The 25212-nt window shown below is 67.4% G+C and carries 22 protein-coding genes; 8 read left to right on the top strand and 14 right to left on the bottom strand.

Annotation, left to right across the window (positions count from 1 at the left end):
* The first annotated feature begins 54 nt into the window (after positions 1-54).
* From ACJ7C5_RS14365 to ACJ7C5_RS14355, 3 genes are read left to right on the top strand one after another with little or no spacing between them, the layout of a single operon-like run.
* Positions 55-1584 (top strand): MFS transporter, encoded by a 1530-nt coding sequence (locus tag ACJ7C5_RS14365; protein ID WP_412704271.1) that lies wholly within the window; start codon positions 55-57, stop codon positions 1582-1584.
* Positions 1585-1605: 21 nt separating this feature from the next.
* Positions 1606-2688 carry an HlyD family secretion protein gene (locus ACJ7C5_RS14360; RefSeq protein WP_088027077.1) on the top strand — a complete coding sequence of 361 codons (1083 nt, stop codon included), beginning with the start codon at positions 1606-1608 and terminating at the stop codon, positions 2686-2688.
* Positions 2685-4097: an efflux transporter outer membrane subunit gene (locus ACJ7C5_RS14355; protein ID WP_412704270.1), complete on the top strand. Its 1413-nt coding sequence runs from the start codon at positions 2685-2687 to the stop codon at positions 4095-4097. Before ACJ7C5_RS14360 ends, ACJ7C5_RS14355 begins: the two co-directional genes overlap by 4 nt.
* Positions 4098-4389: 292 nt before the next feature.
* Here the strand turns inward: ACJ7C5_RS14355 and ACJ7C5_RS14350 are convergent, their stop codons facing one another.
* From ACJ7C5_RS14350 to ACJ7C5_RS14330, 5 genes are all read right to left on the bottom strand, one after another.
* Positions 4390-4728 (bottom strand): hypothetical protein, encoded by a 339-nt coding sequence (locus ACJ7C5_RS14350; protein ID WP_006469105.1) that lies wholly within the window; start codon positions 4726-4728, stop codon positions 4390-4392.
* Between the two features lie 77 nt (positions 4729-4805).
* Positions 4806-5747: a DegV family protein gene (locus ACJ7C5_RS14345; protein ID WP_412704269.1), complete on the bottom strand. Its 942-nt coding sequence runs from the start codon at positions 5745-5747 to the stop codon at positions 4806-4808.
* Between the two features lie 95 nt (positions 5748-5842).
* Positions 5843-6475 (bottom strand): 2-hydroxychromene-2-carboxylate isomerase, encoded by a 633-nt coding sequence (locus ACJ7C5_RS14340; RefSeq protein ID WP_088027074.1) that lies wholly within the window; start codon positions 6473-6475, stop codon positions 5843-5845.
* Positions 6476-6495: 20 nt separating this feature from the next.
* Complete coding sequence (locus ACJ7C5_RS14335) at positions 6496-7758, bottom strand: amidohydrolase family protein (protein WP_412704268.1); 1263 nt, start codon at positions 7756-7758, stop codon at positions 6496-6498.
* Positions 7758-9167: an amidohydrolase gene (locus ACJ7C5_RS14330; RefSeq protein WP_125430711.1), complete on the bottom strand. Its 1410-nt coding sequence runs from the start codon at positions 9165-9167 to the stop codon at positions 7758-7760. The genes ACJ7C5_RS14335 and ACJ7C5_RS14330 overlap by 1 nt, the downstream gene beginning before the upstream one ends.
* Positions 9168-9320: 153 nt before the next feature.
* Here ACJ7C5_RS14330 and ACJ7C5_RS14325 point away from each other — a divergent pair, with 153 nt between their 5' ends.
* Both ACJ7C5_RS14325 and ACJ7C5_RS14320 read left to right on the top strand, forming a co-directional pair.
* Positions 9321-10097: an AMP nucleosidase gene (locus ACJ7C5_RS14325; protein ID WP_049415280.1), complete on the top strand. Its 777-nt coding sequence runs from the start codon at positions 9321-9323 to the stop codon at positions 10095-10097.
* Between the two features lie 43 nt (positions 10098-10140).
* Entirely contained in the window at positions 10141-10680 is a 540-nt protein-coding gene (locus tag ACJ7C5_RS14320) for a DUF924 family protein (RefSeq protein ID WP_094002152.1), read from the top strand.
* 77 nt (positions 10681-10757) lie between these two features.
* Here the strand turns inward: ACJ7C5_RS14320 and grxD are convergent, their stop codons facing one another.
* Positions 10758-11684 (bottom strand): Grx4 family monothiol glutaredoxin, encoded by a 927-nt coding sequence (grxD, locus tag ACJ7C5_RS14315; RefSeq protein ID WP_088027070.1) that lies wholly within the window; start codon positions 11682-11684, stop codon positions 10758-10760.
* 59 nt (positions 11685-11743) lie between these two features.
* Between grxD and ACJ7C5_RS14310 the strand changes: the two genes are divergently transcribed.
* Entirely contained in the window at positions 11744-12523 is a 780-nt protein-coding gene (locus tag ACJ7C5_RS14310; protein ID WP_088027069.1) for a polysaccharide deacetylase family protein, read from the top strand.
* Positions 12524-12591: 68 nt separating this feature from the next.
* Here the strand turns inward: ACJ7C5_RS14310 and ACJ7C5_RS14305 are convergent, their stop codons facing one another.
* The 3 genes from ACJ7C5_RS14305 to ACJ7C5_RS14295 are packed head-to-tail and all read right to left on the bottom strand — an operon-like array spanning position 12592 to position 15208.
* Positions 12592-13299, bottom strand: a complete 708-nt coding sequence (locus ACJ7C5_RS14305) for a class I SAM-dependent methyltransferase (RefSeq protein ID WP_412704267.1) — start codon at positions 13297-13299, stop codon at positions 12592-12594.
* Between the two features lie 13 nt (positions 13300-13312).
* Entirely contained in the window at positions 13313-13930 is a 618-nt protein-coding gene (locus tag ACJ7C5_RS14300) for an SGNH/GDSL hydrolase family protein (RefSeq protein WP_088027067.1), read from the bottom strand.
* Positions 13931-13933: 3 nt separating this feature from the next.
* Positions 13934-15208: a pyridoxal phosphate-dependent aminotransferase gene (locus ACJ7C5_RS14295; protein WP_094002155.1), complete on the bottom strand. Its 1275-nt coding sequence runs from the start codon at positions 15206-15208 to the stop codon at positions 13934-13936.
* A 123-nt stretch (positions 15209-15331) separates the two neighbouring features.
* On the opposite strand from ACJ7C5_RS14295, the gene rsgA reads away from it, so the two are divergent.
* Complete coding sequence (rsgA, locus tag ACJ7C5_RS14290; RefSeq protein WP_412704266.1) at positions 15332-16432, top strand: ribosome small subunit-dependent GTPase A; 1101 nt, start codon at positions 15332-15334, stop codon at positions 16430-16432.
* A 285-nt stretch (positions 16433-16717) separates the two neighbouring features.
* Positions 16718-17971 (top strand): flavohemoglobin expression-modulating QEGLA motif protein, encoded by a 1254-nt coding sequence (locus tag ACJ7C5_RS14285; RefSeq protein WP_412704265.1) that lies wholly within the window; start codon positions 16718-16720, stop codon positions 17969-17971.
* Between the two features lie 515 nt (positions 17972-18486).
* Here ACJ7C5_RS14285 and ACJ7C5_RS14280 read toward each other — a convergent pair.
* The 5 genes from ACJ7C5_RS14280 to ACJ7C5_RS14260 all read right to left on the bottom strand — a co-directional run bounded on the left by ACJ7C5_RS14280 (position 18487) and on the right by ACJ7C5_RS14260 (position 24981).
* Complete coding sequence (locus tag ACJ7C5_RS14280) at positions 18487-20784, bottom strand: TonB-dependent receptor (protein WP_412704264.1); 2298 nt, start codon at positions 20782-20784, stop codon at positions 18487-18489.
* A gap of 160 nt (positions 20785-20944) precedes the next feature.
* The gene (locus tag ACJ7C5_RS14275; RefSeq protein ID WP_412704263.1) at positions 20945-21469 is read right to left on the bottom strand and encodes a hypothetical protein; all 525 of its coding nucleotides are present in this window, start codon (positions 21467-21469) and stop codon (positions 20945-20947) included.
* A gap of 206 nt (positions 21470-21675) precedes the next feature.
* Positions 21676-22416: an acetoacetyl-CoA reductase gene (gene phbB, locus ACJ7C5_RS14270; RefSeq protein ID WP_012481221.1), complete on the bottom strand. Its 741-nt coding sequence runs from the start codon at positions 22414-22416 to the stop codon at positions 21676-21678.
* Positions 22417-22440: 24 nt separating this feature from the next.
* Complete coding sequence (locus ACJ7C5_RS14265) at positions 22441-23772, bottom strand: CitMHS family transporter (protein ID WP_412704262.1); 1332 nt, start codon at positions 23770-23772, stop codon at positions 22441-22443.
* Positions 23773-23844: 72 nt separating this feature from the next.
* Complete coding sequence (locus ACJ7C5_RS14260) at positions 23845-24981, bottom strand: OprO/OprP family phosphate-selective porin (RefSeq protein WP_412704261.1); 1137 nt, start codon at positions 24979-24981, stop codon at positions 23845-23847.
* Between the last annotated feature and the right edge of the window lie 231 nt (positions 24982-25212).

Genomic DNA, 25212 nt, shown 5'->3' with positions numbered 1-25212 from the left:
GCGCATTCCAATGACCCCCAACATGCCGTGCCCTGCACGGATCGGTGCCCGGCGATGAGTACGCCGGCCGCCGCTGTCCCGGCTGCTGCAGCGCCCCGTCCTGCCGCCGCCCCCGGGCTCGACCGCCGCGTTCTGGTCGGCCTGTGTGGCGTGCTGCTGGCGGTGCTGGTGTCGGGCTTCAACGAGAACATCACCAAGGTCGCCCTGGCCGACATCCGCGGTGCGATGGGTTTCAGCGTCGACGATGGCAGCTGGATCGTCGCCCTCTACAGCGCGATGTCGGTCAGCGCGATGGCCTTCGCACCGTGGTGTGCCGCCACCTTCTCGCTGCGCCGCTTCGCGCTGGCGATGATCGGTGGCTTCATGGTGCTGGGCGTGCTCTGCCCGCTTGCCCCGAACCTGCAGGTATTCCTGCTGCTGCGCGCGCTGCAGGGCCTGTGTGGAGGTGCGCTGCCGCCGCTGCTGATGAGCGTGGCCCTGCGCTTCCTGCCGCCCGGCATCAAGCTGTATGGCCTGGCGGGCTACGCGCTGACCGCCACCTTCGGCCCGAGCATGGGCACGCCGCTGGCCGCGTTCTGGGTCGAGCAGGTGGGCTGGCACTGGGCGTTCTGGCAGATCGTGCCGTACTGCCTGGCCGCCATGGCGATGGTCAGCTGGGGCCTGCCACAGGACCCGCTGCGGCTGGATCGCTTCGCCCAGTTCGATACGGTCGGCTTGCTGCTCGGCCTGCCGGCGCTGGTGCTGCTGGTGCTGGGCCTGGTGCAGGGCCCGCGCCTGAACTGGTTCGACTCGCCGATGATCACGCTGATGATCGGTGGCGGTGCCGGCCTGATGGTGCTGTTCATGATCAATGAATGGTTCCACCCGCTGCCATTCTTCAAGCTGCAGCTGCTGGCCAACCGCAACCTCAGCTACTCGCTGGTGACGTTGGGCGGTGTGTTGTTCGTGCTGCTGGCGGTGATCTCGATCCCCTCCGGTTTCCTGGCCAGCGTGCAGGGCTACCGGCCGCTGCAGACCGCACCGATGCTGCTGTGGGTGGCGTTGCCGCAGGTGATCGCGCTGCCGCTGGTGGCGGCGCTGCTGAACATCCGTGCAGTGGATTGCCGCTGGGTGCAGGCCACTGGCCTGGCGATGCTGGCCCTGGCCTGCTGGCTGGGCTCGCACCTGGATGTGGCCTGGATCCGCGACAACTTCCTGTGGGTGCAGCTGCTGCAGGTGTTCGCCCAGCCGATGGCGGTGCTGCCGCTGCTGATGCTGGCCACCGGCGGCCTGGCGCCCCAGGACGGGCCGTTTGCCTCGGCGTGGTTCAACACGGTCAAGGGCTTCGCTGCCGTGCTTGCCAGCGGCGTGCTGGATGCCGTCGCCCAGGGGCGCCGTCATTTCCATTCCACCGTGCTGGTTGACCGCCTGGGCGAGCAACCGTGGCTGGCCGAGGGCCCGCAGCTGGGCGCGCGCCTGCATGCACAGGTACAGGCGCTGACCTCGGCCGATCTGTACTGGGTGGTCGCGCTGGTGGCGCTGGCCTTCATTCCGCTCATTGCCTGGATGCCCACCCGCATCCATCCGCCACGTGCCGTGGCCTGAACCTTTCGCAGGAACCCCCTCATGACGATCAATCGAACCACTCTCAATACCGGCCTGGGCCTGGGCGTGCTGGCCCTGGCCATCGGCGCCTGGCTGCTGCTGCGCGACGGCGGCCACCAGACCACCAACAATGCCTACGTCGTGGCCGACTACACGCTGGTTGCGCCGAAGATTCCCGGCTTTGTCAGTGCCGTGGAAGTTGAGGACAACCAGTCGGTGAAGGCTGGCGACGTGCTTGCCCGCATCGACGACCGTGACTACCAGGTGGCACTGCAGGCAGCGCGTGCCGACCTTGCCAATGCCCGCGCACAGCTGGCCAACGCGCAGGCCGCACTGGCCCAGCAGGATTCGCTGATCGAGCAGGCCAGGGCCAGTGTCGATGTCAGCCGTTCCGAACTGACCCTGGCCAGTGCCGACCAGCAGCGCTACCGCGAACTGGCTCGTGACGGCGCCGGAACCGTGCAGAACGCGCAGCAGGCGCAGTCGAAGCAGGCCGTAGCCAGTGCCCATCTGCAGCAGGGCCAGGCTGCACTGTCGACCGCGCGCCAGCGCACCGACATCCTCAGTGCTGGCGTGCAGGCCGCGCAGGCGGCGGTGCAGCGTGCGGAAGCGGCGCAGGCACGCGCCGAACTGGATCTGTCGCATACCGTGCTGCGCGCGCCGATCGACGGCATGGTTGGTCGCCGCGCCGTGCGCGTGGGTGCCTACCTGACCCCGGGTACGCCGGTGGCTGCGGTGGTGCCGTTGAAGCGCGCCTTCGTGGTCGCCAACTTCCAGGAAACGCAGATGACCCGCATGCAGGCCGGCCAGCAGGTCGAACTGAAGGTGGACGTGTTCCCGGGCAAGCCGCTGCGCGGGCACATCGACAGCATCGCACCGGCCACCGGCGTCACCTTCGCCGCCGTCGCACCGGAAAACGCCACCGGCAACTTCACCAAGGTGGTGCAGCGCATTCCGGTGAAGATCGTGCTGGAACCCGGCCAGCCGCTGCTGGACCAGCTGCGTGCAGGCATGTCGGTGGAAGCCAGCGTTGACCTGGGCAGCCGTGCGCGCGCGCAGAGCGTGCAGCACCGTCCGGGCCACAAGAGCGGGGAGGGCGCATGAGCGCAGTCACCCTGTTCCGTACCCTTGTTGCGGCCACCCTGTGCACGGCCCTGGCTGCCTGCACGGCGGGTCCGGACTTCGTACGCCCGCAGGCGGAACTGCCCAGCCAGTGGCAGGGTGAGGCGGTCGCCGGCAACGCCATCGACCAGGACGCGGCCTGGTGGGCCGGCTTCGACGATCCACTGCTGGGGCAGCTTGCCGGCCAGGTGCTCGCGGCCAACCTGGACCTGCAGCTGGCCGCCAACCGCGTGCAGCAGAGCCGCGCCGCACGTGGCATCACCGCCGCCGATCGCCTGCCCAACGTCAGCGCGAGCGCCAGTGGCGTGCGCGCACGCAACAGCGAGGTGGGCCTGAATGATCCGTCCGGCAACGGCGGCCGTGATGACTACGGGCTCTTCCAGGCCGGCATCGGGCTGAGCTGGGAGCTGGACCTGTGGGGGCGTGTGCGCCGCCAGGTGGAAGCGGCCGACGCACGCGTACAGATGGCCGAGGAGGATGCACATGCGGTGCGCATCGCGCTGCTGGCGGAAACCGCGCGTGATTACCTGCAGCTGCGTGCGACGCGGCAGCTGCTGGCGATCACCGAGGACAACCTCAGCATCGCCCTCGACATGAAGCGCCTGACCGAGGCACGCCAGCAGCAGGGCGTGGCCAGCACGCTGCAGGTGTCCAGCGCGTCCGCGCAGGTGGCATCGCTGCAGGCCCGCATCGCGCCGCTGCGGCATCGCGAATCGCAGCTGCGCAATGCGCTGGCGTTCCTGCTGGCGCAGCCGCCGCAGGCGCTGGACGCGCAGCTGCAGGATGCACGCCATGACTGGCCGGCGTTGCCGGCCGTAGCGGTGGGTCTGCCTAGCGAACTGGCCGAGCGTCGCCCGGACATCCGTCGCGCCGAAGCGGCACTGCATGCGGCAACGGCCGGCATCGGCGTGGCCAAGGCCAGCTTCCTGCCGCGTATCACCTTGAATGGCGACGCGGGCTTCCAGGCCAAGCAGCTCGATGACCTGGATGGGTGGAACGCGCACCGTTTCAGCATCGGGCCGTCGATCAGCGTGCCGATCTTCCAGGGCGGGCGGCTGAAGGCCAATCTCGCGCTGAGCCGGCTGCAGCAGCAACAGTCGTCGCTGCAGTTCCGCCGCACCGTGCTGCAGGCCTGGCATGAAGTGGACGACGCCATCGATGGCTACAGTGCCGAGCAGCAGCGCACGGTACAGCTGCAGGTGGCGGTGGATGAGAGCGAGACCGCACTGGGTGCGGCGCGCCGGCAGTACCAGGCTGGTGTGGTCGACATGCTGGATGTGCTGACCACCCAGCGCATCGCGCTGGACAACCAGGCCGCGCTGGCCAACAGCCAGGCCACCGCCGCGATCGCACGGGTGGAGCTGTACCGCGCGCTGGGTGGTGGCTGGTAGGGAAATGGAAACGCCGGGCCATGCCCGGCGGTTCGTCGGTCGTTGCCAACCTTGGTTGGCAGCTTTTTTCGGAAGCGCCAACCAAGGTTGGCAACTACCAGAGCATGGCCTTGGGCGGTGGCTGGTAGTGCCGGCCGCTGGCCGGCACCTTCATGGATTCTGCGGTTGCCGGCCAGCGGCCGGGGGGGGGCGGGGCTCCATCTTTTGGTTGGGTGGGTGGCCCGCCCCGCGGCCGCCACTACCCGGAGTTCGGTGGTTGCCAACCAAGGTTGGCAACTACCAGATCCAAGCCTCAACGCACGTCGCGCAGTTCCCAATGGTGGCCGGCCAGCAGGCGCAGGCGCTGCTTGAACACGTCACTGTCGATGCGGGTGGTGGCCACCAGGTTGATGCGCAGGTCCTTCTGCTCGCCGGTCACGGTGGCATCCGGGTCGGTCACGCCCCACTGCGGTTCCACCGCATCCGGGTCGGGCTGCTTGGCCTTCCAGCGCTCGAACAGTGTGCCGCTGCGCAGAGCGTCCTGCAGCTCTTCGGCGAAACCGGCGGCGCCCTGCGAATGGAAGGACAGGTCAGGGTCATTGCCACGGGCCTTGGACGGGTCGGGCAGGCTGATGTGGTACTGCGCAGGCATGGAGTTCTCCTTGAAGTGCGGCAAGACTGGCACAACCGCGGTGGAATCGATGTGCAGATCCGCGCCGCGATGGGGCCTCACTCGAACCGATGCGGCCCATCGGCGAAGCCCACGGTGACCGCGCCCTTGCCGACGTTGACCATGCCGGTCAGGCTCATCACCGATTCGTATACGATCACGCCATGGGTGGCGCAGACTTCTTTCAGCTGTGCGTAGCCGGGCAGGGTGCGCAGCTCGTCCAGTTCACCGCCGTAGCTGACGCACACCGTCGGTGTCATCAGCCCGGCACGCACGCGCTGGCCGACCACCGCGAACAGCTTCTGCACGGCGTTGTCGAAGCCCTTGATCTTGGCCACCGGCCCGGTCTCGCCGCGGTAGCCATGCAGCACCGGCTTGATGTCCAGTGCGCTGCCCAGCGCTGCACTGAGCAGGCCGACACTGCGGTCGCCCTTGTGCCGCGCACGTGCGCGCATGTAGTACAGGTCGCGGGTAACCATATAGCCATGCACGTTGCCGGCCAGTTCCTCCAATCGTTCGCGGATCTGCTGCACGCTGGCATTGCTGTCGCGCAGGCGTACCGCTTCCACCGCCGTCACCGCCTGGGCAGCGAACAGGTTCTGGGTGTCGAGCACGCGCAGCGCGAACGGCGAGTTGTAGCCCGCTGCCTGACGCACCGGCTTGTAGTCGTTGAGGATGGCGAAGCTGGCCTGCAGCGCGTTGTCGTGGATCGGGCTGCGGGTCTTGGTGATGGTCATGCAGAACACGTGGTCGTAATCGATCACCAGCTGCTGCAGGAACAGGTCGCGAATCTGGTTGACGCTGAAGGGGATGGTCTCCGCTTCAGCCCCGTGTTCGGCCACATGCGCGTGCAGGAAACTCAGGGTGGCCTGCTCATCGCGATGATCGGCCAGCACGGCTTCGCCGATCCGTACGGTGATCGGCAGCAGCACGATATTGTGCTCGGCAATGAAGTCCTGCGGCAGGTCGCAGGCCGAGTCGACGACGATTCCGATGCGCATCCGCGGCTCCCCCTCCAGGGCGGTTGTAGGTTCGGAAACGTGAAATCTATCTCAAATCCTGGCGTGGCGCGCGAGGGAAACGCGCCACGCCCTGTTCAGCGGCTGCGCTGAACCGCCACCGGCAGGCTGGCCAGGCGCTGCCATTCGGGTTGCTGCAGCAGGCCCGGATCGGCCAGCACCGCGGCCATCAGCGGGTGCGCATCGTTGCCCCAGAACAGTTCCCCGTCGATGGCCAGGGTCGGTACACCGAACACGCCGGCACTGATCGCGGCCTCGGTGTTGCGCCGCAGCTGCTCCTTCACCGCCGGGGCGGAGATGGCGGTCTCGACATCCTCGATGCCCAGTTGCGCAGCCGGTTCGCGCAGCGCCTCGGCGCTGTCGGCGGCATTGCCGTCGCGCCAGATCCAGTTGAACAGCACGTCCACCGCCTGTGTGCTGGCGCCGGCGGCCAGGCACAGGCGCAGGGCAGACAACGGGTTGAACGGATGGCCCGGCGGGAACCGTAGCGGCGTGCCTTCGGCCTGCGCGGTCCACAGCAGCTGGCGGTAGATGAAGCGGCGCTTGGCCGGAATCTCGGCCGGCCCGAGGTTGCCCAGATGATGCAGTACCGCACCGAAGGCGATCGGCACGGTCTGGATCTGCGTGAACTGCGGCAGCTGTTTCAGCTTCTGCCAGTGCAGGTAGGAATAGGGCGAGATGAAGTCGAAATACCAGCGCAGCGTGGCCATTGGCGGCTCCTTGTAAGCAGTCAGGGATGCGCGTTGCGCTGCAGATAGCGGTCGCGCAGTTCGGTCTGGCGCGAGCGCATCGGCATCGCACGGCCGCCCAGCCAGACCTGTTCGGCGTAGTGCGCCACGTCCAGCGGGTCACCCTCCCACAGCACCAGGTCGGCACGTTTGCCGGGCTCGATACTGCCGATCTGGTCGGCCACGCCGAAGGCCTGCGCCGGCACCCGGGTCAGGCCGGCCAGGCCGTCGGCCCAGGGCAGGCCATTGGCCACGGCATTGCCCGCCAGCTGGCGCATCTTGCGTGCGTTGTGCGAGGCGTCGCCACGCTGCACGAACGAGACCGCCACGCCGGAACGTTGCAGGCGTGCCGCGTTTTCCAGGGTGGCGCCGATCTGGTCGAAGCTGGCCGGCAGGTTGGCCAGTACATCGACGAACACCGGTATCTGGGCGGCGGCCAGCTCTGGCGCCACCTGCCAGGCTTCGCTGGCACCGGCGATGGCGATCTTCACTTTCTCGCGGGCGGCCCAGCGCAGCAACTGGCGGATGTCCGATGCGCGGTCCACCTCCACCACGATGCGGCCCTGGCCGGCCAGGTAGCGATTGAGCGTGCGGCGCCCGGCCGGGGTCAGCAGCGCATGCGGCGAATCTGCAGCCACTTGGCCACGCGCCTCGTCGATCATCTGCTGCAGCAGCATCCATTGCGCGGCACGCGAATGCCCGGTCAGTTCGGAAGCCGCTGCACCGACACGCAGGAACAGGGCACGCGGGCCGATCGAGTCCGCGCTGCCATCAAGGCGCATCACGCCGCCCTGGCCGGCCACGAAGCCACCGCCGGTGGCCGCGCCCAGCGCGGTGAAGCCGATGCCTTCCAGTCGCGTTACCGGGATCAGCACCGAGGCCGGGTTGTAGGCCAGGGTGACGTCGAACTCGGGCCTCAGCGGTTGATCGCCAATCTTCAACGTGCTGTCGACCGTGCTCGCTTCGCCGGAGACCTCTTCGATGCCGATCTCGGTGATACCCCCGAACAGTGCCGGTGTCAGCGGGCGGCCATTGGCCTCCACCACGGTTGCGCCAGCCGGTACCGACAAGCCGCTGCCCACCGCACGGATGATGCCGCCCTGCACCAGCACATCGGTGTTCTGCAGACTGCCGCGTGTGCTGGCGGTGTGCACGGTGGCGTTGCGCACCAGCAGGTCCTGCGCCGATGCCGTGGTTGCCAGCAACAACAGCGCCACCACGGTAGCGCCGCGCCATGCCCGGCGACATTCATTCAACGCACCCATCAGCGCACCTCCTGGCCAAGCTGGAAATCGGAACGCGGCGTCGCCGCCGGTGCACCGCGGTCGTACAGTCTGCGGCCATCAATGAAGACCTGTTCGGCCAGCGCATACGAACTGAAGGGATTGCCGTTCCAGACCACCACATCGGCCATCTTGCCGGCTTCCAGGGTGCCGGTCTGACCTTCGATACCCAGCGCCTTGGCGGCGTTGGCGGTCATCCAGGTGATGGCGTGTTCGGGCGTGATCTCCGGCATGTGTGCACGGCGCGCGGAGGCCATCACCTTGGCGGCTTCCTGGTTCAGACGCTGGATGCCCTCGGGCGAATCGGAGTGGACGATGGCACAGCTGTTCTTCGGCCGGTCGACCAGTGCGATGTTCTCCGGAATGCCATCGAAGGCTTCCATCTTGAAGCCCCACCAGTCGGCCCACAGCGCACCACAGACGCCGTCGGCGGCCAGGCGGTCGGCCAGCTTGTAGGCCTCCACGCCGTGGTGGAAGGCGGCCACCTTGAAGCCGAACTCCTTGGCCAGGTCGAGCATGGTGGCCATCTCGTCGGCGCGGTAGCAGTGGATGTGCACGCGGATGTCGCCTTCGATGGCGCCGGCCAGCGTGTCCAGCTTGAGATCGCGCTTGCCGCCGGCATCTCCGGCGCTGTCGCCCTTGTCGCTGCCGAACCAGCCCTTGCGCTTGGCCGGCTTCGGTTTGTTCTTGGCGATATAGTCGGCGGCATCGATGAAGGCGGCGCGGTAACCGGCCACGTTGCCCATGCGCGTGGCCGGGGTCACGCCCTTGCCTTCGCCGTAGACACGCTTGGGATTCTCGCCGCAGGCCATCTTCAACCCCCATGGCGCACCGGGGAATTTCATGGCCTGGTAGGTGATGGCCGGTACGTTCTTAAGGGTCACGCCGCGGCCACCGACCAGGTTGGCCGAGCCGGGCAGCACCTGCATGCTGGTCACGCCGCCGGCCAGTGCGGTGGCGAAGCCGGGGTCCTGCGGCCACACCGAATGTTCGGCCCAGACGTTGGCGGTGACCGGCGCGGTCATCTCGTTGCCGTCGCTGTGTGCGCCGACGCCCGGGCTGGGATACACGCCCAGATGCGAGTGCACGTCGATCAGGCCGGGGGTGACCCACTTGCCCTGTGCATCGATGCGGGTCACGCCGGCGTCGGCCTGCAGCCGGGGCCCGACGGCAACGATACGACCATCGCGCAGCAGCACATCGGCGTTGTCCAGGCGCTGGCCGGTGCCGGTCAGCACGGTGGCGTTCTGGATCAGCACCGGCGCATCGGGATGCGCCTGGTAGGTGCTTGGGTAGGGATCGGCGACGAAGCGCGAGGCGCCCACCGCCGGTGCCGTGCTCAATGAAAGCAGCGCCAGTGCCACCCCGGCGCGCAACAACGTCGATGCCATGCAGTTCCCCTTGCAGCTTGGTCCAACCGTCGACGCTAGCCGGGCGGCGGCGGGCTGCCAAGTGACCTTCTTCACAGGCTGGCCAACGGCGGCTCGACGGCACCGCCCGGCTGGCCGAAAATAGCCGATCCCCCGCCGTACCGGTCCCCCACCATGAAGAGCAAGCAGGAAATCGTCGACAACTGGCTGCCGCGTTACACCGGCGTGCCCTTGGACCAGTTCGGCCAGCACATCCTGCTGACCAACTTCGGCGGCTACCTGCATACCTTTTCCGAGCTGACCGGCGCGCCCATCATCGGCCTGGACCGGCCGATGGCCAGTGCCACCATCGACGGCATCACCATGATCAACTTCGGCATGGGCAGCCCCAATGCCGCGATCATCATGGACCTGCTGTCGGCGGTGATGCCCAAGGCGGTGCTGTTCCTGGGCAAGTGCGGTGGTCTCAAGCGCAAGAACCAGCTGGGCGACCTGGTGCTGCCGATCGCCGCGATCCGCGGCGAGGGCACCTCGGGTGACTACCTGCCGCCGGAAGTGCCGGCGCTGCCGGCGTTCGCGCTGCAGCGTGCGGTCTCGACCATGATCCGCGATCTCGGCCATGACTACTGGACCGGCACCGTCTACACCACCAACCGCCGGGTCTGGGAACACGACGAGGCCTTCAAGGAGCGGCTGCGGGCGATGCGCTGCATGGCCATCGACATGGAAACGGCGACGGTGTTCGCCGCCGGCTTCGCCAACCACATCCCCAGTGGCGCGCTGCTGCTGGTCTCGGACCAGCCGATGATCCCCGACGGGGTCAAGACCGAGGCCTCCGATGCCAAGGTCAGCTCCCAGTTCGTGGAAAACCATATCCAGATCGGCATCGAGGCGCTTAAGCTTATCCGGCGCAACGGCAAGTCGGTCCGCCACCTGCGCTTCGACGAATGATGATGAAGGCCGGGCGCGGGGCGTCCAGGCCCAGGAGTAGGTAATGGACGTTGCCGCGCAAGTGGTGGATTTCTGGAAGGAAGCGGGTCCTGCGAAGTGGTTCGCCCGCGACGATGCCTTCGACGCGCAGTTCCGTGGATTGTTCCTGGATGAACATTACGCTGCGGCGTCGCGCGCGCGCGAGCATTGGCTGGGCAGTGCCGAAGGCGCGCTGGCGCTGATGCTGCTGCTGGACCAGTTCCCGCGCAACTGCTTCCGCGGTACCGCCCACTCCTATGCCACCGATGGCCTGGCGCGGCATTACGCCATGCGCGCGATCGAGGAAGGGCTGGACCTGCAGCTGGTGCCGAAGCTGCGTGCCTTCATCTACCTGCCGTTCGAGCACTCCGAGGATCCGCTGGACCAGGACCGTTCGGTGGCGATGTTCGATGTGCTGGGTGACAAGGAATACCTGCAGTACGCCGAACTGCACCGCGACATCATCCGCCGCTTCGGCCGTTTCCCGCACCGCAACGCGGTGCTGGGCCGCATTCCCTCGCCGGAAGAACTGGATTACCTCGCCGAAGGCGGGTTTGCCGGATAAGAAAAAGGGGACGGAGGGGATTAAGTCGTTTGAGGCACAAACGACTTAATCCCCTCCGTCCCCTTTTTCAGTGCCGATCAGTACTTCGGCACGCCGTTGTCCACGTCTTCCGACCAGGCGTTGATGCCGCCGGTGACGTTGAACACCTTGGTGAAGCCCAGGGCGCGGAACTGCTCGGCGGCCTGTGCGCTGCGGCCGCCGTGGTGGCACATGAAGGCCAGCGCGGTGTCCTTGGGCAGGGCTTCCAGCTCGGCGCGGCCGTTGCCGTCGAAGGTCTTGAACGGCACGCCGACCGCGGCGATGGAGCGCTCATCGGCCGGGCGCACGTCCACCAGGGTGATGTTGCCGGCACGCACCAGGTCGTCGGCATCACGCACGCTGATTTCCTGCACCGGCTTGGGCGCATTCGGGTTGTCGATGGCCAGGCCCTTGCCGCGGATGTCGTCCACCCAGTCGATGGTGATGCCGTTGGCGCGACGGGCGCTGGCCAGGTCGAACTGCACGCGCAGGCCGTTGGACTCGGCGGCAATCGCGCCTTCGTCGTGTGGGGCCAGCTGGAAGTTCGGCTGGAAGCCGGCGTCGATGCTCAGCTGCAGGGCGGCACCCGGGGCGTCGGCCAGCGCGCCCTTGAGCATTTCCACGGCAGCCGGGGTGACGGTGATGCTCGGCGGGGTACGGTCCGGCGCGGCCAGGCCCAGCACGCTGCTCAGCTCACCGCTGGCGGCCATCTGCAGCACGATGTCGCTGCCGCCGACCAGTTCGCCGTCGATGTACAGCTGCGGGATGGTCGGCCAGTCGCCGTAGGCCTTGATGCCTTCACGGATTTCCTGGTCGGCCAGCACGTTGACGTGGGCGAACTCGACGCCGAGGTCCTGCAGGGCGCCCACGGCCTTGGCCGAGAAACCACACTGCGGCATCGACGGCTGGCCCTTCATGAACAGCACGACGCGGTTGGCGTTGAGGATGGATTCGATGCGCGAACGCAGGGCGGGATCGAGGGACATGGACGTCGGGGTTCCGGGAATTCGAATCATCAATTCTAACCCTCATGGCATCATGGGGGATGAGCAGCGCAGGAACATTGCATCGCATCCCGGGCCGCCCCTGGCGCTGGCTGCCCTGGCTGGTGGCGTCGCAGCTGGCCGTGATCCTGGCCTGGACACTGGGCGGGTGGCCGTGGGGCCTGCCGCTGCTGGCGGCCAGCCATGCGCTGTTCGTGGTGCCGGTATTCCTGCCCAACAGCCGTTTCTATGCACCGGTGATGAGCCGGGCGCCGGAGGCCGGCAACAGCGTCTGGTTGACCATCGATGACGGCCCCAGCCCGGAAACCCGCGCCGTGCTCGACCTGCTCGAGCGCCACCAGGCCCGCGCCACCTTCTTCCTGGTGGGCGAGCGCGCGCTGGCGCAGCCGGAACTGGTGGCCGAGATCCTGCGCCGCGGCCACGACCTCGGCAACCACAGCCACAGCCACCCGCAGGCGCGTTTCTGGCGGCTGGGACCAGCCGCGATGCGCGCCGAGATCGAAGGTTGCCAGCACGCGCTGCAGGCCTTGGGCGGGCAGCCGGTGCGCTGGTACCGCTCGGTGGTGGGCATGACCAATCCGTTCGTGGCACCGGTGCTGCAGCGGTTGGGGCTGGTCCGGGTGGGCTGGAGTGCGCGCGGCTACGACGGGGTCGACTGCACCACGCAGGGCGTGCTTGACCGCCTGCTGCCGGACCTGCGCCCGGGCGCCATCGTGCTGCTGCATGAAGGTGCCGCACACGGCCACAACCTGGAGATCATCGAGCGCGTGCTGCAGGCGCTGGACGAGCGTGGGTTGAAGGCGCAGCTGCCGGCCGGATAACCGGTAGCGCCGGGCCACGCCCGGCGAGCGCAGCGGCATGGATGGAATCCGCCGAGCATGGCCCGGCGCTACCGGATGCGGTGCGCCACCAGCAGCCAGCTGTTGAAGGGGGTACGCCCGTGCAGCGGCCGGGGGGCCGTCACCTGCAATCCGGCTTCGGTCAGCGTCGCCTGCAGCACCTTTGGATCGGGGTAGTGGCACGGTCGCGTGCCCATCCAGCCGACCAGCCAGGCCAGCCGGTCGGCCACCCGCGTGGTGCGGTCGCGGCCATCGCCGGTGGCCAGGGGCGTACGCAGCAGCAGGCGCCCACCGCGGACCACACGCGCACTGGCGGCGCGCAGCAGCGCCTGCTGCGCACCCGCTTCCAGGTACTGCAGCACATCCAGCAGCAATACGTGCCCGGCCCGTGCCGGCAGCGGCGCCTGCAGGTCCAGACAATCGAAGTGCACATCGTCAAGTTGGGTGGCAGCACGCCGGGCACGTGCGATCTTGGCGGCATCCAGGTCCACACCCAGGTAGCACCGGCTGTCGCCGCGCTGGCGCAGCACGTGGGCAAACAACCCCAGCCCGCAGCCCAGGTCCAATACCGGCTGCCCGTCATCGGGAAGCTGCTGCAGCGCGCCGTCGTACAGCGGATCGCTACCGAGCTTGCTGCGGATGTAGAAGTAATCGCTGCGGTTGCCCCAGACCCTTACCGGGCGGAACGCCTCGGCGATGGAACGCGCCTGTGCGTTCGTCAGGGCAGTGCAGGGCAGCGGCGTGCCAGTCCGTGGCAAGCCGCCCATCGTCTCAGTCCGCTGCGCCGAGCAGGTGCGCAGCCACCGGCAACGCCCGCTTGCTCCACAGCGCGTACATCCGCGCCGAAGGATGCAGGCCATCTTCGGCAATCATCGCCGGGTCTTCGCCCTGCGCGCGGCTGATATCGGTGATGTCGACGAAGGCCACGCCCTGCTGGGTGCTGATCACCTCGGCAGCCGCGTTGAATTCGTCGGTCTCGATCTCGATCGCGGCCAGGTCGCGGCCACTGCCGGCGCCGAACGGGGTCGCACCCCAATCGGGGAAGGACAGCACCAGCACGCGGCCTGCATCACCGCCAGCAAAGCCGATTGCCCGCTGCAGCAGGGCCTGGAACTGGTTACGGTATTCGTCCAGCGGACGCCCGCGGTACTGGTTGTTGACGCCGATCAGCAGGCTGACGAAGTCGAACGGCCCCCTCGGCGCAGCCGCATCGATGCCGGCATCGAGTTCGTCGGTGGTCCAGCCGGTGGTGGCGATGGTCTGCGGGTCGCCCAGGTCAATGCCGTGCGCGCGCAGGGCGGCGGCCAGCTGGTGCGGCCAGCGGCCTTCGACCGCAACCGCTTCACCGATGGTGTACGAATCACCCAGCGCCAGGTAGGACAGCGCCACGGCTCAGGCCACCGAACGGCGTGGCTTCAGCGGCACGACCTTGGTTGCGTCCTCGGCACGGCGGGCCAGCACGCGGTCGATGCGGGCGAACACATCGCGCATCACCGAGGCTTCCGGCAGCAGGGTCACGCGGAAATGATGGCGGTAGGGCACGTTGAAGCTGGAACCCGGTACCACCAGCACGCCTTCGTTGTTCATCAGGTCCAGCGCGAAGTTGTGGTCGTCAAAGCCCTTGGCAGCGGCACCGACCACGGCCGGGAACGCATACAGCGCGCCGGCCGGCGCGACCAGCGACAGGTGCTCGCTGGCTTCGCAGGCCTCGATCACCGCGCGGCGGGTTTCATACAGGCGGCCACCCGGGGTGCACAGCTCGGAGATGGTGTCCGGGCCATTCACTGCGGCCTCGATGGCGTACTGGCCCGGCACGTTGGCGCACAGGCGCAGCGCGCCGAGCAGGTCCAGCGCGGCGCGGAAGTCGCCCAGGCGCGCGTCGTCGCCGCTGAGGTGGGCCCAGCCCACGCGCCAGCCGCAGGCACGGTGCACCTTGCTCAGGCCGCTGAAGGTCAGGCACGGATGGTCGCCGGCCAGCGGCGCGACCGGCTGGAACACCGCATCGTCGTACAGGATCTGGTCGTAGATCTCATCGACCAGCAGCAGCAGGTTGTGGCGGCGCGCGATCTCGACCACGCGCTCCAGCAGTTCGCGCGGGTAGCTGGCGCCGCTGGGGTTGTTCGGGTTGATCAGCACGATGGCGCGGGTGCGCGAGGACACCAGCGTCTCGATCTCGCTCGGGTCCGGCTGGAAGCCGTTCTCGGCGGCGCAGCGGTAGTACACCGGGCGGCCATCGTTGAGGATGGTCGAGGCCGACCACAGCGGGTAGTCCGGCGAGGGCACCAGGACTTCGTCGCCCGGGTTGAGCAATGCGCGCAGCGACAGGTCGATCAGTTCGCTGACGCCGTTGCCGACGAACACGCGGTCCGGGTGTGCATCCGGTGCGCCACGGCGGGCGTAGTAATCGGCGATGGCTTCGCGTGCCACCGGCAGGCCCTGCTGGTGGGTGTACGGATCGGTGCGGCCCATGTCGTCTGCGATCGCGCGCTGCAGGTGCTCGGGCGCGCGGAAACCGAAGTTGCCCGGGTTGCCGATGTTGAGCTTGATCAGCTTGCGGCCCTGCGCCTCCAGCTCCCGGGCTCGCCGCGCCAGTTCTCCGCGGATTTCGTAGCGCACTTCGGAAAGGCGCTCGCGGATGGCCAGGGGCTTGGGCGAGATGGTGGACATGGGGGCTGGGCCGTCAAAAGGCATGGGGATTCCATCCTACCGGAATTGCTGCAGTGCATGGCAAGGGCGCCGGGCTTGTCATTACTGGGCTGGCAGGGGGCCGTGACAGGTAGAATGGCGGCGATGACCCAGACCCCCGATTTCATCGCCCTGCAGACCATCGGCTGGCCCTGGCCGGGCCCGGCGCAGCAGGCCGACTGGCAGGCCGCGATGGCCGCGCACCCGCAGGCCCGCCCGGCACGGGTGATCGAACAGCACCGCACCCACTACGTAGTGGCCGATGGCCCGGATGCGTCGATCAAGGCCGAGTCGCTGCCGGAATGGCAGCGTCCGCGCTTCCCCAGCCACGAGCGGCCGGCCGTGGGTGACTGGGTGCTGCTCGATGGCATCCGCATCGTCGCCCTGTTGCCGCGGCGTACCGCGATCAAGCGCGGTGCGGCCGGCGAGCATTATCACCAGCAGGTGATCGCAGCCAACATCGATACGGTGTTCATCGTCTGTGGCCTGGATGCCGACTTCAATCCGCGCCGCATCGAGCGCTATCTGCTGCTGGTCGGCGGTGGCGGTGCCGAACCGGTGGTGGTGCTGACCAAGGCCGACCAGACCGAGTACAGCGAAGACGCGCTAGCGGTGCTGGAAGAGCTGGAGATGCAGGGCATCGCGCTGCATGCGATCAACGGCCTGGATGCCGACAGCGTAGCCGTGCTGCAGCCGTGGCTGGGCCCGGGCCGCACGGTGGTGCTGGTGGGTTCGTCCGGTGCCGGCAAGTCCACGCTGACCAACACCCTGCTCGGCGAGCAGCGGATGAAGACCAACGCGGTGCGCGCCAACGATTCGCGCGGCCGGCACACCACCACCCATCGCGCGCTGATGCCGCTGCCGACCGGCGCCTGCCTGATCGATACCCCCGGCATGCGCGAGCTGAAGCCGACCGGTGAAGAGACGCTGTCCGAAGGTGGCTTCGCCGACATCGAGGCGCTGGCCGCACAGTGCCGCTTCAACGACTGCAAGCACCAGCAGGAACCGGGCTGTGCCGTACGCGCAGCGATCGAGGCGGGCGAGATCGAAGAGAGCCGGCTGCTGAACTACTTCAAGCTGAAGGAAGAAGTGGCTGCCGCCGCCGCCAAGCTGGCGGTCCGCCAGGCCGAGACCGCGCAGGAACGCGGTGGCAAGAAGGGCAAGGGCCAGCAGTTCCGCCCGGCTGGCAAGAACCGCAGGCGCTGATGGGTATCGCGGGGTCGGATCCCATTGCGTCGCAATGGGCTCTGACCCCTGCAATGGCCCCGCCTCTGCCTGCTTCGGGTGGGTGCCGACTGCCCGCTCCTGGTAGGTGCCAACCTTGGTTGGCATGAATCTGTCCGCAGCCCGCCTCTGCCCGCTCCTGGTAGGTGCCAACCTTGGTTGGCACGGATGTATCCGAAGTCCGCCTTCGGCGGATGCCAACCAAGGTTGGCAGCTACCCGATCCATTGCACCTACCAACGCACGGGCAGGGCGCTATAGTCCGCGCATGGAACCGATCGCGACGCTGGACCGTGACGTGGCCCACCATGCAGCGCTCGATGCGCGCCTGGTCGAGGCCGTGGGAGGCATCCGCCTGCTGGGCCTGACCAGCTGGCCGGCAACGGTGCAGGCACCGTTCCTGGACAGCGTGGCGCGTGGCCAGCCGGTGCTGCCGAAGGTGGATTACCCACGGCTGGACTTCAGCGAAGAACGTCGCGCACTGGCCGCGATCGCCGCCGACTGCGACGACAGCCACCCACTGGGCCACTACGTGCGGCAGTCGGCGCAGAGCTGGGACCTGGCCGCGCAGCTGCTGGAAGGGCTGGGCACCGCCGCCGTCGATACCTGTTCGGTGCAGCTGTTCGGCGCGCCCGAGCAGCCGCTGCCGGGCAATGGCCCGAGCACGCGCGAAGCGGCGCGCCACTTCATCCAGATTGCCGCCGAACTGGACCACGAACTGCTGGCGCCGGAAGAACAGGTGCCGGTCTCGGCCATCGCCCTGCAACTGCAGCTGCAGAACGATCTGGACGCGTTCTTCGAATCGCGCATCATCCAGGTGCAGCTCGATCCGGAGCTGGTGTCCAAGGCCGCAGCCGGCCCGACCCGCATCCGCCTGCGCACCAGTGCACGCTTCAGCGCCTACGACCGCGCGCAGTTGTTCCACCACGAAGCGCTGGTGCATTCGCTGACCGCATTGAACGGCCGCGAACAACCGGTGTTGCCCAGCCTGGCGTTGTCCTCGCCACGGGTGACGGCCACCCAGGAAGGGCTGGCCACCTTCGCCGAACAGATCACCGGCAGCATCGACATCGAGCGCCTGAAGCGCATCAGTCTGCGTACCGAAGCGATCGCGATGGCACGCGAAGGTGCCGATTTCATCGAGGTATTCCGCTACTTCTGCGACGCCGGGCAGAACCCTGAAGAAAGCTTCGCCTCGGCGCAGCGCGTGTTCCGCGGCGTGCCGCCAAGTGGCGGTCTGGCCTTCACCAAGGACACGGTGTACCTGCGCGGGCTGGTATCGGTGCACACCTTCTTCCGCCACATGCTGGCCGAGGACCGCCTGCAGGTCTGCCGCTGGTTGTTCGCCGGCAAGATGAACCTGACCGATGCGATCGCGTTCGCGCCGTTGTTCGAGGCGGGGGTGTTGAAGCCGCCGCGCTGGCTGCCGCACTGGGTGAGCCGGGCCAACGGCCTGGCGGGCATGCTGGCGTTCTCGCTGTTCGCCAACCGGATACGGATGGACCAGCTGGCGCCGGAATGAAATGCGTTGGCGGCTTGTGGCGTCTCGATTGATATCGGGGAGAGCGGGGGGCTTGCGCTGGCCAGGACACGCCGCAAGTACGTCCCTGTAGGCTCGGCCACGGCATCCATGCCGTGGACGGTCCTGGCCAGCGCAAGCCCCCCGCTCCAGACAATTTCCCGCGAGACGGCCAGCAATCCACCAGAGGGATTGCGCTTGAAGAGCTTGAAAGGCAAAGAGCCGGGCAACGCCCGGCTCTTTGCTTTTGCTCTTCTTTGCCCTCCGCACCGTGGCGCGGGAAACCGTCGAGCAGGGTTGGATGGGCCTGCGCAGGACCGTTGGCGCCATGGGCCCGAGGCATGCCTCGGGCGGGTTGGGCAGGACGCCCAACCCCGGTCTTGCCGTGTGCGCAGGACAGCGCACACGAGCAAGGCGCCATCGAGCCCCCATGGATGGGTTCACGGCGTGTCCTGCGCCGGCCCATCCGACCCTGCCCCGCGACAACAATCAAGACGCCGCGGGGCAGCGCTTCTGACTTAGAACTCCGCCGCCACCGTCATGAACAACTGCCGCGGCGCGCTCGCATGGATCGCATAGCGCTTGCCTTCCGGATCAGTCGGTGCGAACGAGCTCAGCTGGCCGGCGTAGCGCTTGTTGGTCAGGTTGGTCGCGTTCAACGACACCCGCACGTTGCGCAGGCCCAGGCCCGGGCCGAAATCGTAGCCCGCACCGGCGTCGAAGGTGGTCACGCCCGGCACCGACTGGTCGTTGGTGTAGGTGTAGTAGCGCTTGCCGGTGTACTTCGCACGCAGGCTGGCGAAGAAGCCATCGCGGTTCCAGCTGATTTCACTGGAGGCCATGCGCTGCGGCGTATCCACCGTGATCTTGCCGGCCACCGGCACGACCGCGCCGCCGGACAGGTAGTCATCCTCGTAGGTGGTCTTGTTCCAGGACAGCGCGTTGTACCACTGCAGGCCGTCGATCGGCTTGAGGATGAAGGTCAGCTCCGCACCGTGGCTCTTCACCGAACCGACGTTGATGAAGCGTGTCACGCACTCCGGACGCGTGCCGACTTCGATGCTCGAGCACGGGTTCAGCGACAGCAGGCGGTTGTCGAACTTGACGTTGTAGGCCGCGATCGAGGCCTGGTACTTCTCGCCGAAGGTACGGAAGCCGGCTTCCAGGCTCTTGGACTTCTCCGGCTCCAGCCCGGCACTGGCCGCGAACGATTCCGGCGACACCTGCAGCGGGCCGCCGCTGCCACCGCCGACGAAGGCGGCGATGTTCTCGGCGTACGAAGCGAACAGCTCATTGTTGGCATTGAGCTTGAAGCCCAGGCCCAGCTGCGGCAGCACCGACTTCTTGGCGGTCAGCGTGCCCGAGGCGATGCTGGTTTCCACGCCCGGCTGGGCGGTGGCGCGCATGCGGGTATTCGGGCTCTTGATGCCCACATCCACGGTCAGGCGCTGGTCCAGGAAGCGCATGCGGTCCTGCACGTAGAACTGGCGCGTGCGGATATCGAAGTCCTGGTTGAACAGCAGGCGGTCCGGGTTCTTCAGGTACAGGTCGTCCAGGAACGGGCCACTGATGTAGTAGAAGTTGCGCGACACGTTGTGGTCGTTCTGCTCGAACCACAGGCCGGCTTCCAGTTCGTGGATGCCCACCGTCCACGACAGCGCGGCGGTCAGGCCGTCGCGGTTGATCGTGTAGTTGGTGCTGCGGATCGAGATCGGCAACATCTTGTCGGTGCCCGGGTAGGACGGCTGGCCCGGCGCCCACCAGTGACCCTGGCCACGGTTGTCGTGGTGGTAGGCCAGCAGCTTCAGGCGGCCCTGCTCGCCCAGGCGCAGGTCGGCATCCACCGAGTACAGATTGTCGTCGCGCAGTGCGCGGCTCTGGTAGTAGGCGTCGTCGATGCTGGTGACGCCGCCACTGAACTTGCACTTGCTGCGGTCAAGCGTGCCCGGTGCGCAGTACGCGGCGGCGACGGCGCGATCCCAGTCCGGTGCATAGATGTTCCAGTCATAACCCAGGCCACGTGCCAGCATGTCCTTGGACAGATAGGCGTAGTTGGCCTGGCTGGCGCGCGAGGTGGCCACGAACGCACCGAAACGATGGTCGCCCACGTTCCACACCGCTTTGGCGTTGAACTGGCGGGTGGTCTGGTTCTGGTACGGCGCGGCCCACATGTCCTGGTCCTGGTGCACGCCGGACACGTAGGCCGAGAAGCCGTTGATGTCGCCGGTATCCACGCGCAGGTAGCCACGGCGCTGGCTGTTGTCGCCAACGGTGACGCTGGCGCGGCCACCGAATTCGGTCGACGGGTCCATCGAGAAGTACTGGATGGTGCCGCCCAGGTTGCTGGTCGAGGCCACGCCCAGCGAACCGATGCCCTGCGACAGCTCGGCACCGGCCAGGTTCTCGGCGATGATCGCGCGGGCGATGCTCAGGCCGTTGTAGTTGCCATAGCTGTTGTCGCCCAGCGGAATGCCGTCCAGCGTGTAGCCGAGGCGGCTCTTGTCGAAGCCGCGCAGGCTGATGGTCTGCGACTCCTCGTTGGCACCGAAGGCATCATTGGACTGCACCGACACGCCCGGCAGACGATCAAGAATCTTCTGGCCGCTGGTACCCGGCGGCAGTACCTGCTTGTCGACGGCGGTGATGCGCTGCACCTGGCGGGTCTCGCCCTGGCCGATCACGGAGACGGTATCCAGCGTCTGCGCGCTCAGCGCGGCATCGGTGCTGGCGCCGGTATCGGCGGCGGAGGCGGCATGTGCGCTGGCGGCGGCGGAAAGCGCGATCGCCACGGCGATCGTCAGGTGTCGGGTCTGCATGGTGGTCCGTTGCATTGGGGGTGGTCACCGGCACGGATGCGCGGTGCATGGCCACTATGCGAACGGAACATGAAACCTTCTTTACGAAAAACCAACGAACGGTGCAGGGCAGTGGTGTGCGTCCTGCAACCTGTTCGTCATGGTGGTATGTCGGTGGGAATCAGAAGCGCTCCCCTGGCCAGCTCAATTTGAGCTGGTCCATGCAGTCACGGTCATGTTCGGAGAATGAGAACCCGATCTGGATGCCGTTCTCTACCGTGCCGAACACCGTCGACTCGTCCAGACTATGCCCTGACGGGACGGAAAGGACGTTGAAGTCCGGGTAGCGACGACCCATCTGCTTTCGCGAGATGCAGGCGCCGCCCAGCGACAGCGTAATGCCTTTGATGATTCGCCCGGACGCATCGGTGTGGATCTGGCCAGAAGGCCCCTGGATCCTCCCAGCGACCACGAATGGCGCCAGATCGATGGTAGCGCTGTCGCCCCGGCCCCTTCTTGCTTCCGAACGCGAGCCGGCCGGAGCCAGTGGCGATAGCTGTGCGACAAGGTCAGAGCGTGCCAGCTGCAAGGACCAGCGCTCCACGAGCCGCCAGGTTGCATCCGCCTCTTCCGCAGTGGCAGCAGGTGGGGCGGCCGCCAGTGGCGGGGTGACGACCACAAGAAGCGCAATCAGCAATGCACGCATGCCAACCTCCTTGATCCGCGATTCCGGCCGTTCATCCATCGGGCTCAGCGAGCGTTGGCAGGTATAACACCGGTTCTGCCGATGTATCGGGCAATGCGTCCCGAAAATGCAGAAACAATAGGGGCCGGATCCCCATCGCAAGCGAAGGTTCACCGGCCCCGCGCACTCCGTGGGGGAGGCGGTCCACGTACTGCGTGGACGAGGGCTTACCCCATGTACAGGCCACCGTTGACCGGATAGTCGGCGCCGGTCACGTACGAGGCTTCGTCCGAGGCCAGCCAGGCGCACAGGCCGGCCACTTCCTCGGGGCGACCCAGGCGGCGCACCGGTACCGAGGCGGCCAGCCGGTCCAGCACATCCGGCGGGAAGCTGCTGATCGCCTGGCTGGCGATGTAGCCCGGCGACAGCGTGTTGACGGTGACCCCGCGCGAGGCCACTTCCGCGGCCAGCGCACGGCTGAAGCCATGCATCGCGGCCTTGGCGGTGGCGTAGTTCACCTGGCCGATCTGGCCCTTGTGGGCACTGACCGAACCGATGTTGATGATGCGGCCCCAGCCCCGCGTGGCCATGCCATCGACCACCTGCTTGGTCAGGTTGAACAGCGAATTGAGGTTGGAGGCGATCACCGCGTTCCAGTCCTCCACCGTCATCTGCCGGAACAGCAGGTCGCGGCTGCCACCGGAGTTGTTGACCAGCACGTCCACTTCACCGACTTCGGCGCGCACCTTGGCGAACGCGGCGCTGGTCGAGGCCCAGTCGGTCGCGTTGCCTTCGGAGGCGATGAAGTCGAAGCCCTGTTCGCGCTGCTCGCGCAGCCAGTTGGCCTTGCGCGGCGAGTTCGGCGCGCAACCGGCAACCACGGTGTGGCCGCTGCGGGCCAGGCTCTGGCAGATGGCAGTACCGACACTGCCCATGCCGCTGGTGACGTAAGCGATTCGAAGCGTCATTGCAGAAGGCTCCTTGGTAGAGGGTCAGGCAGCGAGCGGGTACAGGCCGAACAGCAGGCTGCCGACCATCAGCAGCATCGAGATGGCGATGGCCCACTTCAGGGTGAACTTCTGGTGGTCGGCGAATTCGACCTTGGCCAGGCCTACCAGCAGGTAGGTGGACGGCACCAGCGGGCTGAGCAGGTGCACTGGCTGGCCGGCCAGCGAGGCGCGCGCCATTTCCACCGGGGTGATGCCGTAGTTGCCGGCGGCCTCGGACAGGATCGGCAGCACGCCGAAGTAGAACGCGTCGTTGGACATGAAGAAGGTGAATGGCATCGACGCCACGGCGGTGATCACCGCCAGGTACGGGCCCCACGATTCCGGAATCACCGCCAGGAAGCTGTGCGACATCGCTTCGACCATGCCGGTGTTGTTGAGGATGCCGGTGAAGATGCCAGCGGCGAAGATCAGCGACACCACCGACAGCACGTTGCCGGCGTGGTTGACCACGCGGCGGCGCTGCTCGGCCAGGTTCGGATAGTTGATCACCAGGGCGATGGCGAAGCCGACCATGAACAGCACCGGCATCGGCAGCACGCCGATGATCAGCGCGGTCATCAGCGCCACGGTCAGGGCCAGGTTGACCCACAGCAGCTTCGGACGCTTGATGTCCTCGGCGTCTTCCACCGTCGGCAACGCATTGCTGTCGTCGGACACGCTGTTGTCCATCCAGCTGCCACCCTTGGGCAGGGTCACCACACCCAGCCGGCGGCGTTCCTTCAGGCCCAGGTACCAGGCCAGCAGCAGCACGCCGGCGCAGGCGATCACCATCGACGGGATCAGCGGCACGAACACGTCGGCCGGATCCACGTGCAGCGCTGTGGCCGCGCGTGCGGTCGGGCCGCCCCACGGCGTCAGGTTCATCACGCCACCGGCGAGGATGGTCACGCAGGTCATGTTCAGCGCGTTCATGCCCAGCCGCTGGTACAGCGGCAGCATCGCCGAGACGGTGATCATGTAGGTGGTCGAGCCATCACCGTCGAGCGAGATCAGCATCGCCAGCACCGCGGTGCCGAGCACGATCTTCATCGGATCGCCCTTGACGAAGCGCAGGATCACCCGCACCAGCGGATCGAACAGGCCGGCGTCGATCATCACCCCGAAGTAGAGGATGGCGAACATCAGCATCACGCCGGTGGGCGCGATCTTCTTGATGCCCTCCAGCATCATCTCGTCGATGTTGGCGCCGAAGCCGCCGATCAGCGCGAACAGGATGGGGATGGTGATCAGGGCGACGAGCGGCGACAGGCGTTTGCTCATGATCAAGTACATGAACGTAATGACCATGCCAAAGCCGAGGATGCTCAGCATCATCTGCGGACTCCTTGCGAATACAGGACGTGGGGGAGTGGAAGGGGCCCGGGCGGCATGCCCGGAATATCAGGCCTAGAAGTCGTACTGCAGGCGCCCGGTGACCGCGCGCGTGCGGTCCACCGTGACCCCGGCCAAGCGGTCGCGGTTGCGGCTTTCGATCACGTTGAGCATGAAGCGCAGGTTGTCGCGCAGGTACCAGTTGCCACCCAGCGTCCAGGCTTCGGTGCTGCCGCGGCGCAGGTCCGGCGCACCGTCCAGGTGCTGCGCGCCCCACATCTGGTCATAGCGCAGCGCCACTTCGAAGGCACCGGCCTTGTGGCGGATGTCCTTCACCCGCGCGAAGCGGCCCGTCTTGCGGTCGTAGGCGCGGCTCTCGCCGGTGACGAACCAGCTGAGCATGCCGTACGCGGCCATCACGTCACCGCGCTGGGCACCGTCATCGAAGGTGGCGCCACTGAATTCGCCCTGCCATGACAGCGGGCCGCGCACCTGCGCGTACTCCAGCGACCACTTGTTGACGTCGGTATCGCGGCCGGCGGAGAAGTTGACCAGGGTCAGGCGGCTTTCATCGGACAGATGGCCGGCCGGCCGCGGGCGGATGCTCAGGCCCGGGGTGCCGTTGGCGCCGGGGTTGTCGTAGGCCTCGCGGGCCAGCGACAGGCCCAGGTGCAGCACGTCGCCATCGCGGGGCGAGGGGGCCCAGGTGACGCGACCGCCGGCGGCACGGCCCTTCACCTGCCAGGCGTCGATGCTTTCCAGGCTGTAGATGCTGGCCGCCCAGGTGAAGTCACCCGGATTGGCCTGCCACGATGCACCCAGGCGGTACAGCGGCGCCAGCGTGGTGCCGGCGTTGCCGCGCTCCAGGAAGCTGCCGTAGTTGGAACTGGTGCGGTCATCCAGCGAGAAATACTGCTTGAACTGGCCGACGGTCAGCTTGCCGGCCTTGCCGAAGCTGCGCGCCAGGTACACGTCCTTGGCCTCGACGCGGTCGCCGGAGAAGTCGGCTTCCAGCTTGTAGTCGACCACGAAGAACTTGCCGGACACGTCCAGCCAGGCGCGGCGGATCTCAGTGTCGTCCTTGTTCGGCGTACCGCGGGTGTCGTTGTCGAAGGTGGCGAAGTCCAGGTGCAGGCGGCCGCCCAGGCTGGCGGTGACCGGACGGTCGTCTTCGGCGGCAAAGGCCGGCGCCGACAGGGCAGCCAGAGCCATCATGGCGGCAGGACGCCGCCAGGCAAACGTGAATTCCACAAACCCTCCCAGGTGCACGCCAGGCGCGCGGCAATCGTGGGCACCGGACGGTGCGCGGCCGCAGTCTGGGTCGGGCAAGCTGTCATCGTCCTGTCAACGGATTGTGCGGTGCAGCGAAGATTGCTGCCGCAGCGCTCGCCGGGCCATGCCCGGCGCACGCCATCGCGCTGCACGCGGTAGCATTCGTTTCCC

This window comes from Nocardiopsis yanglingensis (genome assembly GCF_045809185.1).
Classification (GTDB): domain Bacteria; phylum Pseudomonadota; class Gammaproteobacteria; order Xanthomonadales; family Xanthomonadaceae; genus Stenotrophomonas; species Stenotrophomonas yanglingensis.
The sequence above is the reverse complement of the archived record's forward strand: the minus strand, read 5'-3'. Positions and strand labels throughout refer to the sequence as shown.

What these genes read in the sequence shown, in the direction of transcription:
- ACJ7C5_RS14365 (WP_412704271.1), top strand. Translation starts at nt 55, where the DNA reads ATGAGTACGCCGGCCGCCGCTGTCCCGGCTGCTGCAGCGCCCCGTCCT.
- ACJ7C5_RS14360 (WP_088027077.1), top strand. Translation starts at nt 1,606, where the DNA reads ATGACGATCAATCGAACCACTCTCAATACCGGCCTGGGCCTGGGCGTG.
- ACJ7C5_RS14355 (WP_412704270.1), top strand. Translation starts at nt 2,685, where the DNA reads ATGAGCGCAGTCACCCTGTTCCGTACCCTTGTTGCGGCCACCCTGTGC.
- ACJ7C5_RS14350 (WP_006469105.1), bottom strand. Translation starts at nt 4,728, where the DNA reads ATGCCTGCGCAGTACCACATCAGCCTGCCCGACCCGTCCAAGGCCCGT.
- ACJ7C5_RS14345 (WP_412704269.1), bottom strand. Translation starts at nt 5,747, where the DNA reads ATGCGCATCGGAATCGTCGTCGACTCGGCCTGCGACCTGCCGCAGGAC.
- ACJ7C5_RS14340 (WP_088027074.1), bottom strand. Translation starts at nt 6,475, where the DNA reads ATGGCCACGCTGCGCTGGTATTTCGACTTCATCTCGCCCTATTCCTAC.
- ACJ7C5_RS14335 (WP_412704268.1), bottom strand. Translation starts at nt 7,758, where the DNA reads ATGGGTGCGTTGAATGAATGTCGCCGGGCATGGCGCGGCGCTACCGTG.
- ACJ7C5_RS14330 (WP_125430711.1), bottom strand. Translation starts at nt 9,167, where the DNA reads ATGGCATCGACGTTGTTGCGCGCCGGGGTGGCACTGGCGCTGCTTTCA.
- ACJ7C5_RS14325 (WP_049415280.1), top strand. Translation starts at nt 9,321, where the DNA reads ATGAAGAGCAAGCAGGAAATCGTCGACAACTGGCTGCCGCGTTACACC.
- ACJ7C5_RS14320 (WP_094002152.1), top strand. Translation starts at nt 10,141, where the DNA reads ATGGACGTTGCCGCGCAAGTGGTGGATTTCTGGAAGGAAGCGGGTCCT.
- grxD (WP_088027070.1), bottom strand. Translation starts at nt 11,684, where the DNA reads ATGTCCCTCGATCCCGCCCTGCGTTCGCGCATCGAATCCATCCTCAAC.
- ACJ7C5_RS14310 (WP_088027069.1), top strand. Translation starts at nt 11,744, where the DNA reads ATGAGCAGCGCAGGAACATTGCATCGCATCCCGGGCCGCCCCTGGCGC.
- ACJ7C5_RS14295 (WP_094002155.1), bottom strand. Translation starts at nt 15,208, where the DNA reads ATGTCCACCATCTCGCCCAAGCCCCTGGCCATCCGCGAGCGCCTTTCC.
- rsgA (WP_412704266.1), top strand. Translation starts at nt 15,332, where the DNA reads ATGACCCAGACCCCCGATTTCATCGCCCTGCAGACCATCGGCTGGCCC.
- ACJ7C5_RS14285 (WP_412704265.1), top strand. Translation starts at nt 16,718, where the DNA reads ATGGAACCGATCGCGACGCTGGACCGTGACGTGGCCCACCATGCAGCG.
- ACJ7C5_RS14280 (WP_412704264.1), bottom strand. Translation starts at nt 20,784, where the DNA reads ATGCAGACCCGACACCTGACGATCGCCGTGGCGATCGCGCTTTCCGCC.
- ACJ7C5_RS14275 (WP_412704263.1), bottom strand. Translation starts at nt 21,469, where the DNA reads ATGCGTGCATTGCTGATTGCGCTTCTTGTGGTCGTCACCCCGCCACTG.
- phbB (WP_012481221.1), bottom strand. Translation starts at nt 22,416, where the DNA reads ATGACGCTTCGAATCGCTTACGTCACCAGCGGCATGGGCAGTGTCGGT.
- ACJ7C5_RS14265 (WP_412704262.1), bottom strand. Translation starts at nt 23,772, where the DNA reads ATGATGCTGAGCATCCTCGGCTTTGGCATGGTCATTACGTTCATGTAC.
- ACJ7C5_RS14260 (WP_412704261.1), bottom strand. Translation starts at nt 24,981, where the DNA reads ATGGCTCTGGCTGCCCTGTCGGCGCCGGCCTTTGCCGCCGAAGACGAC.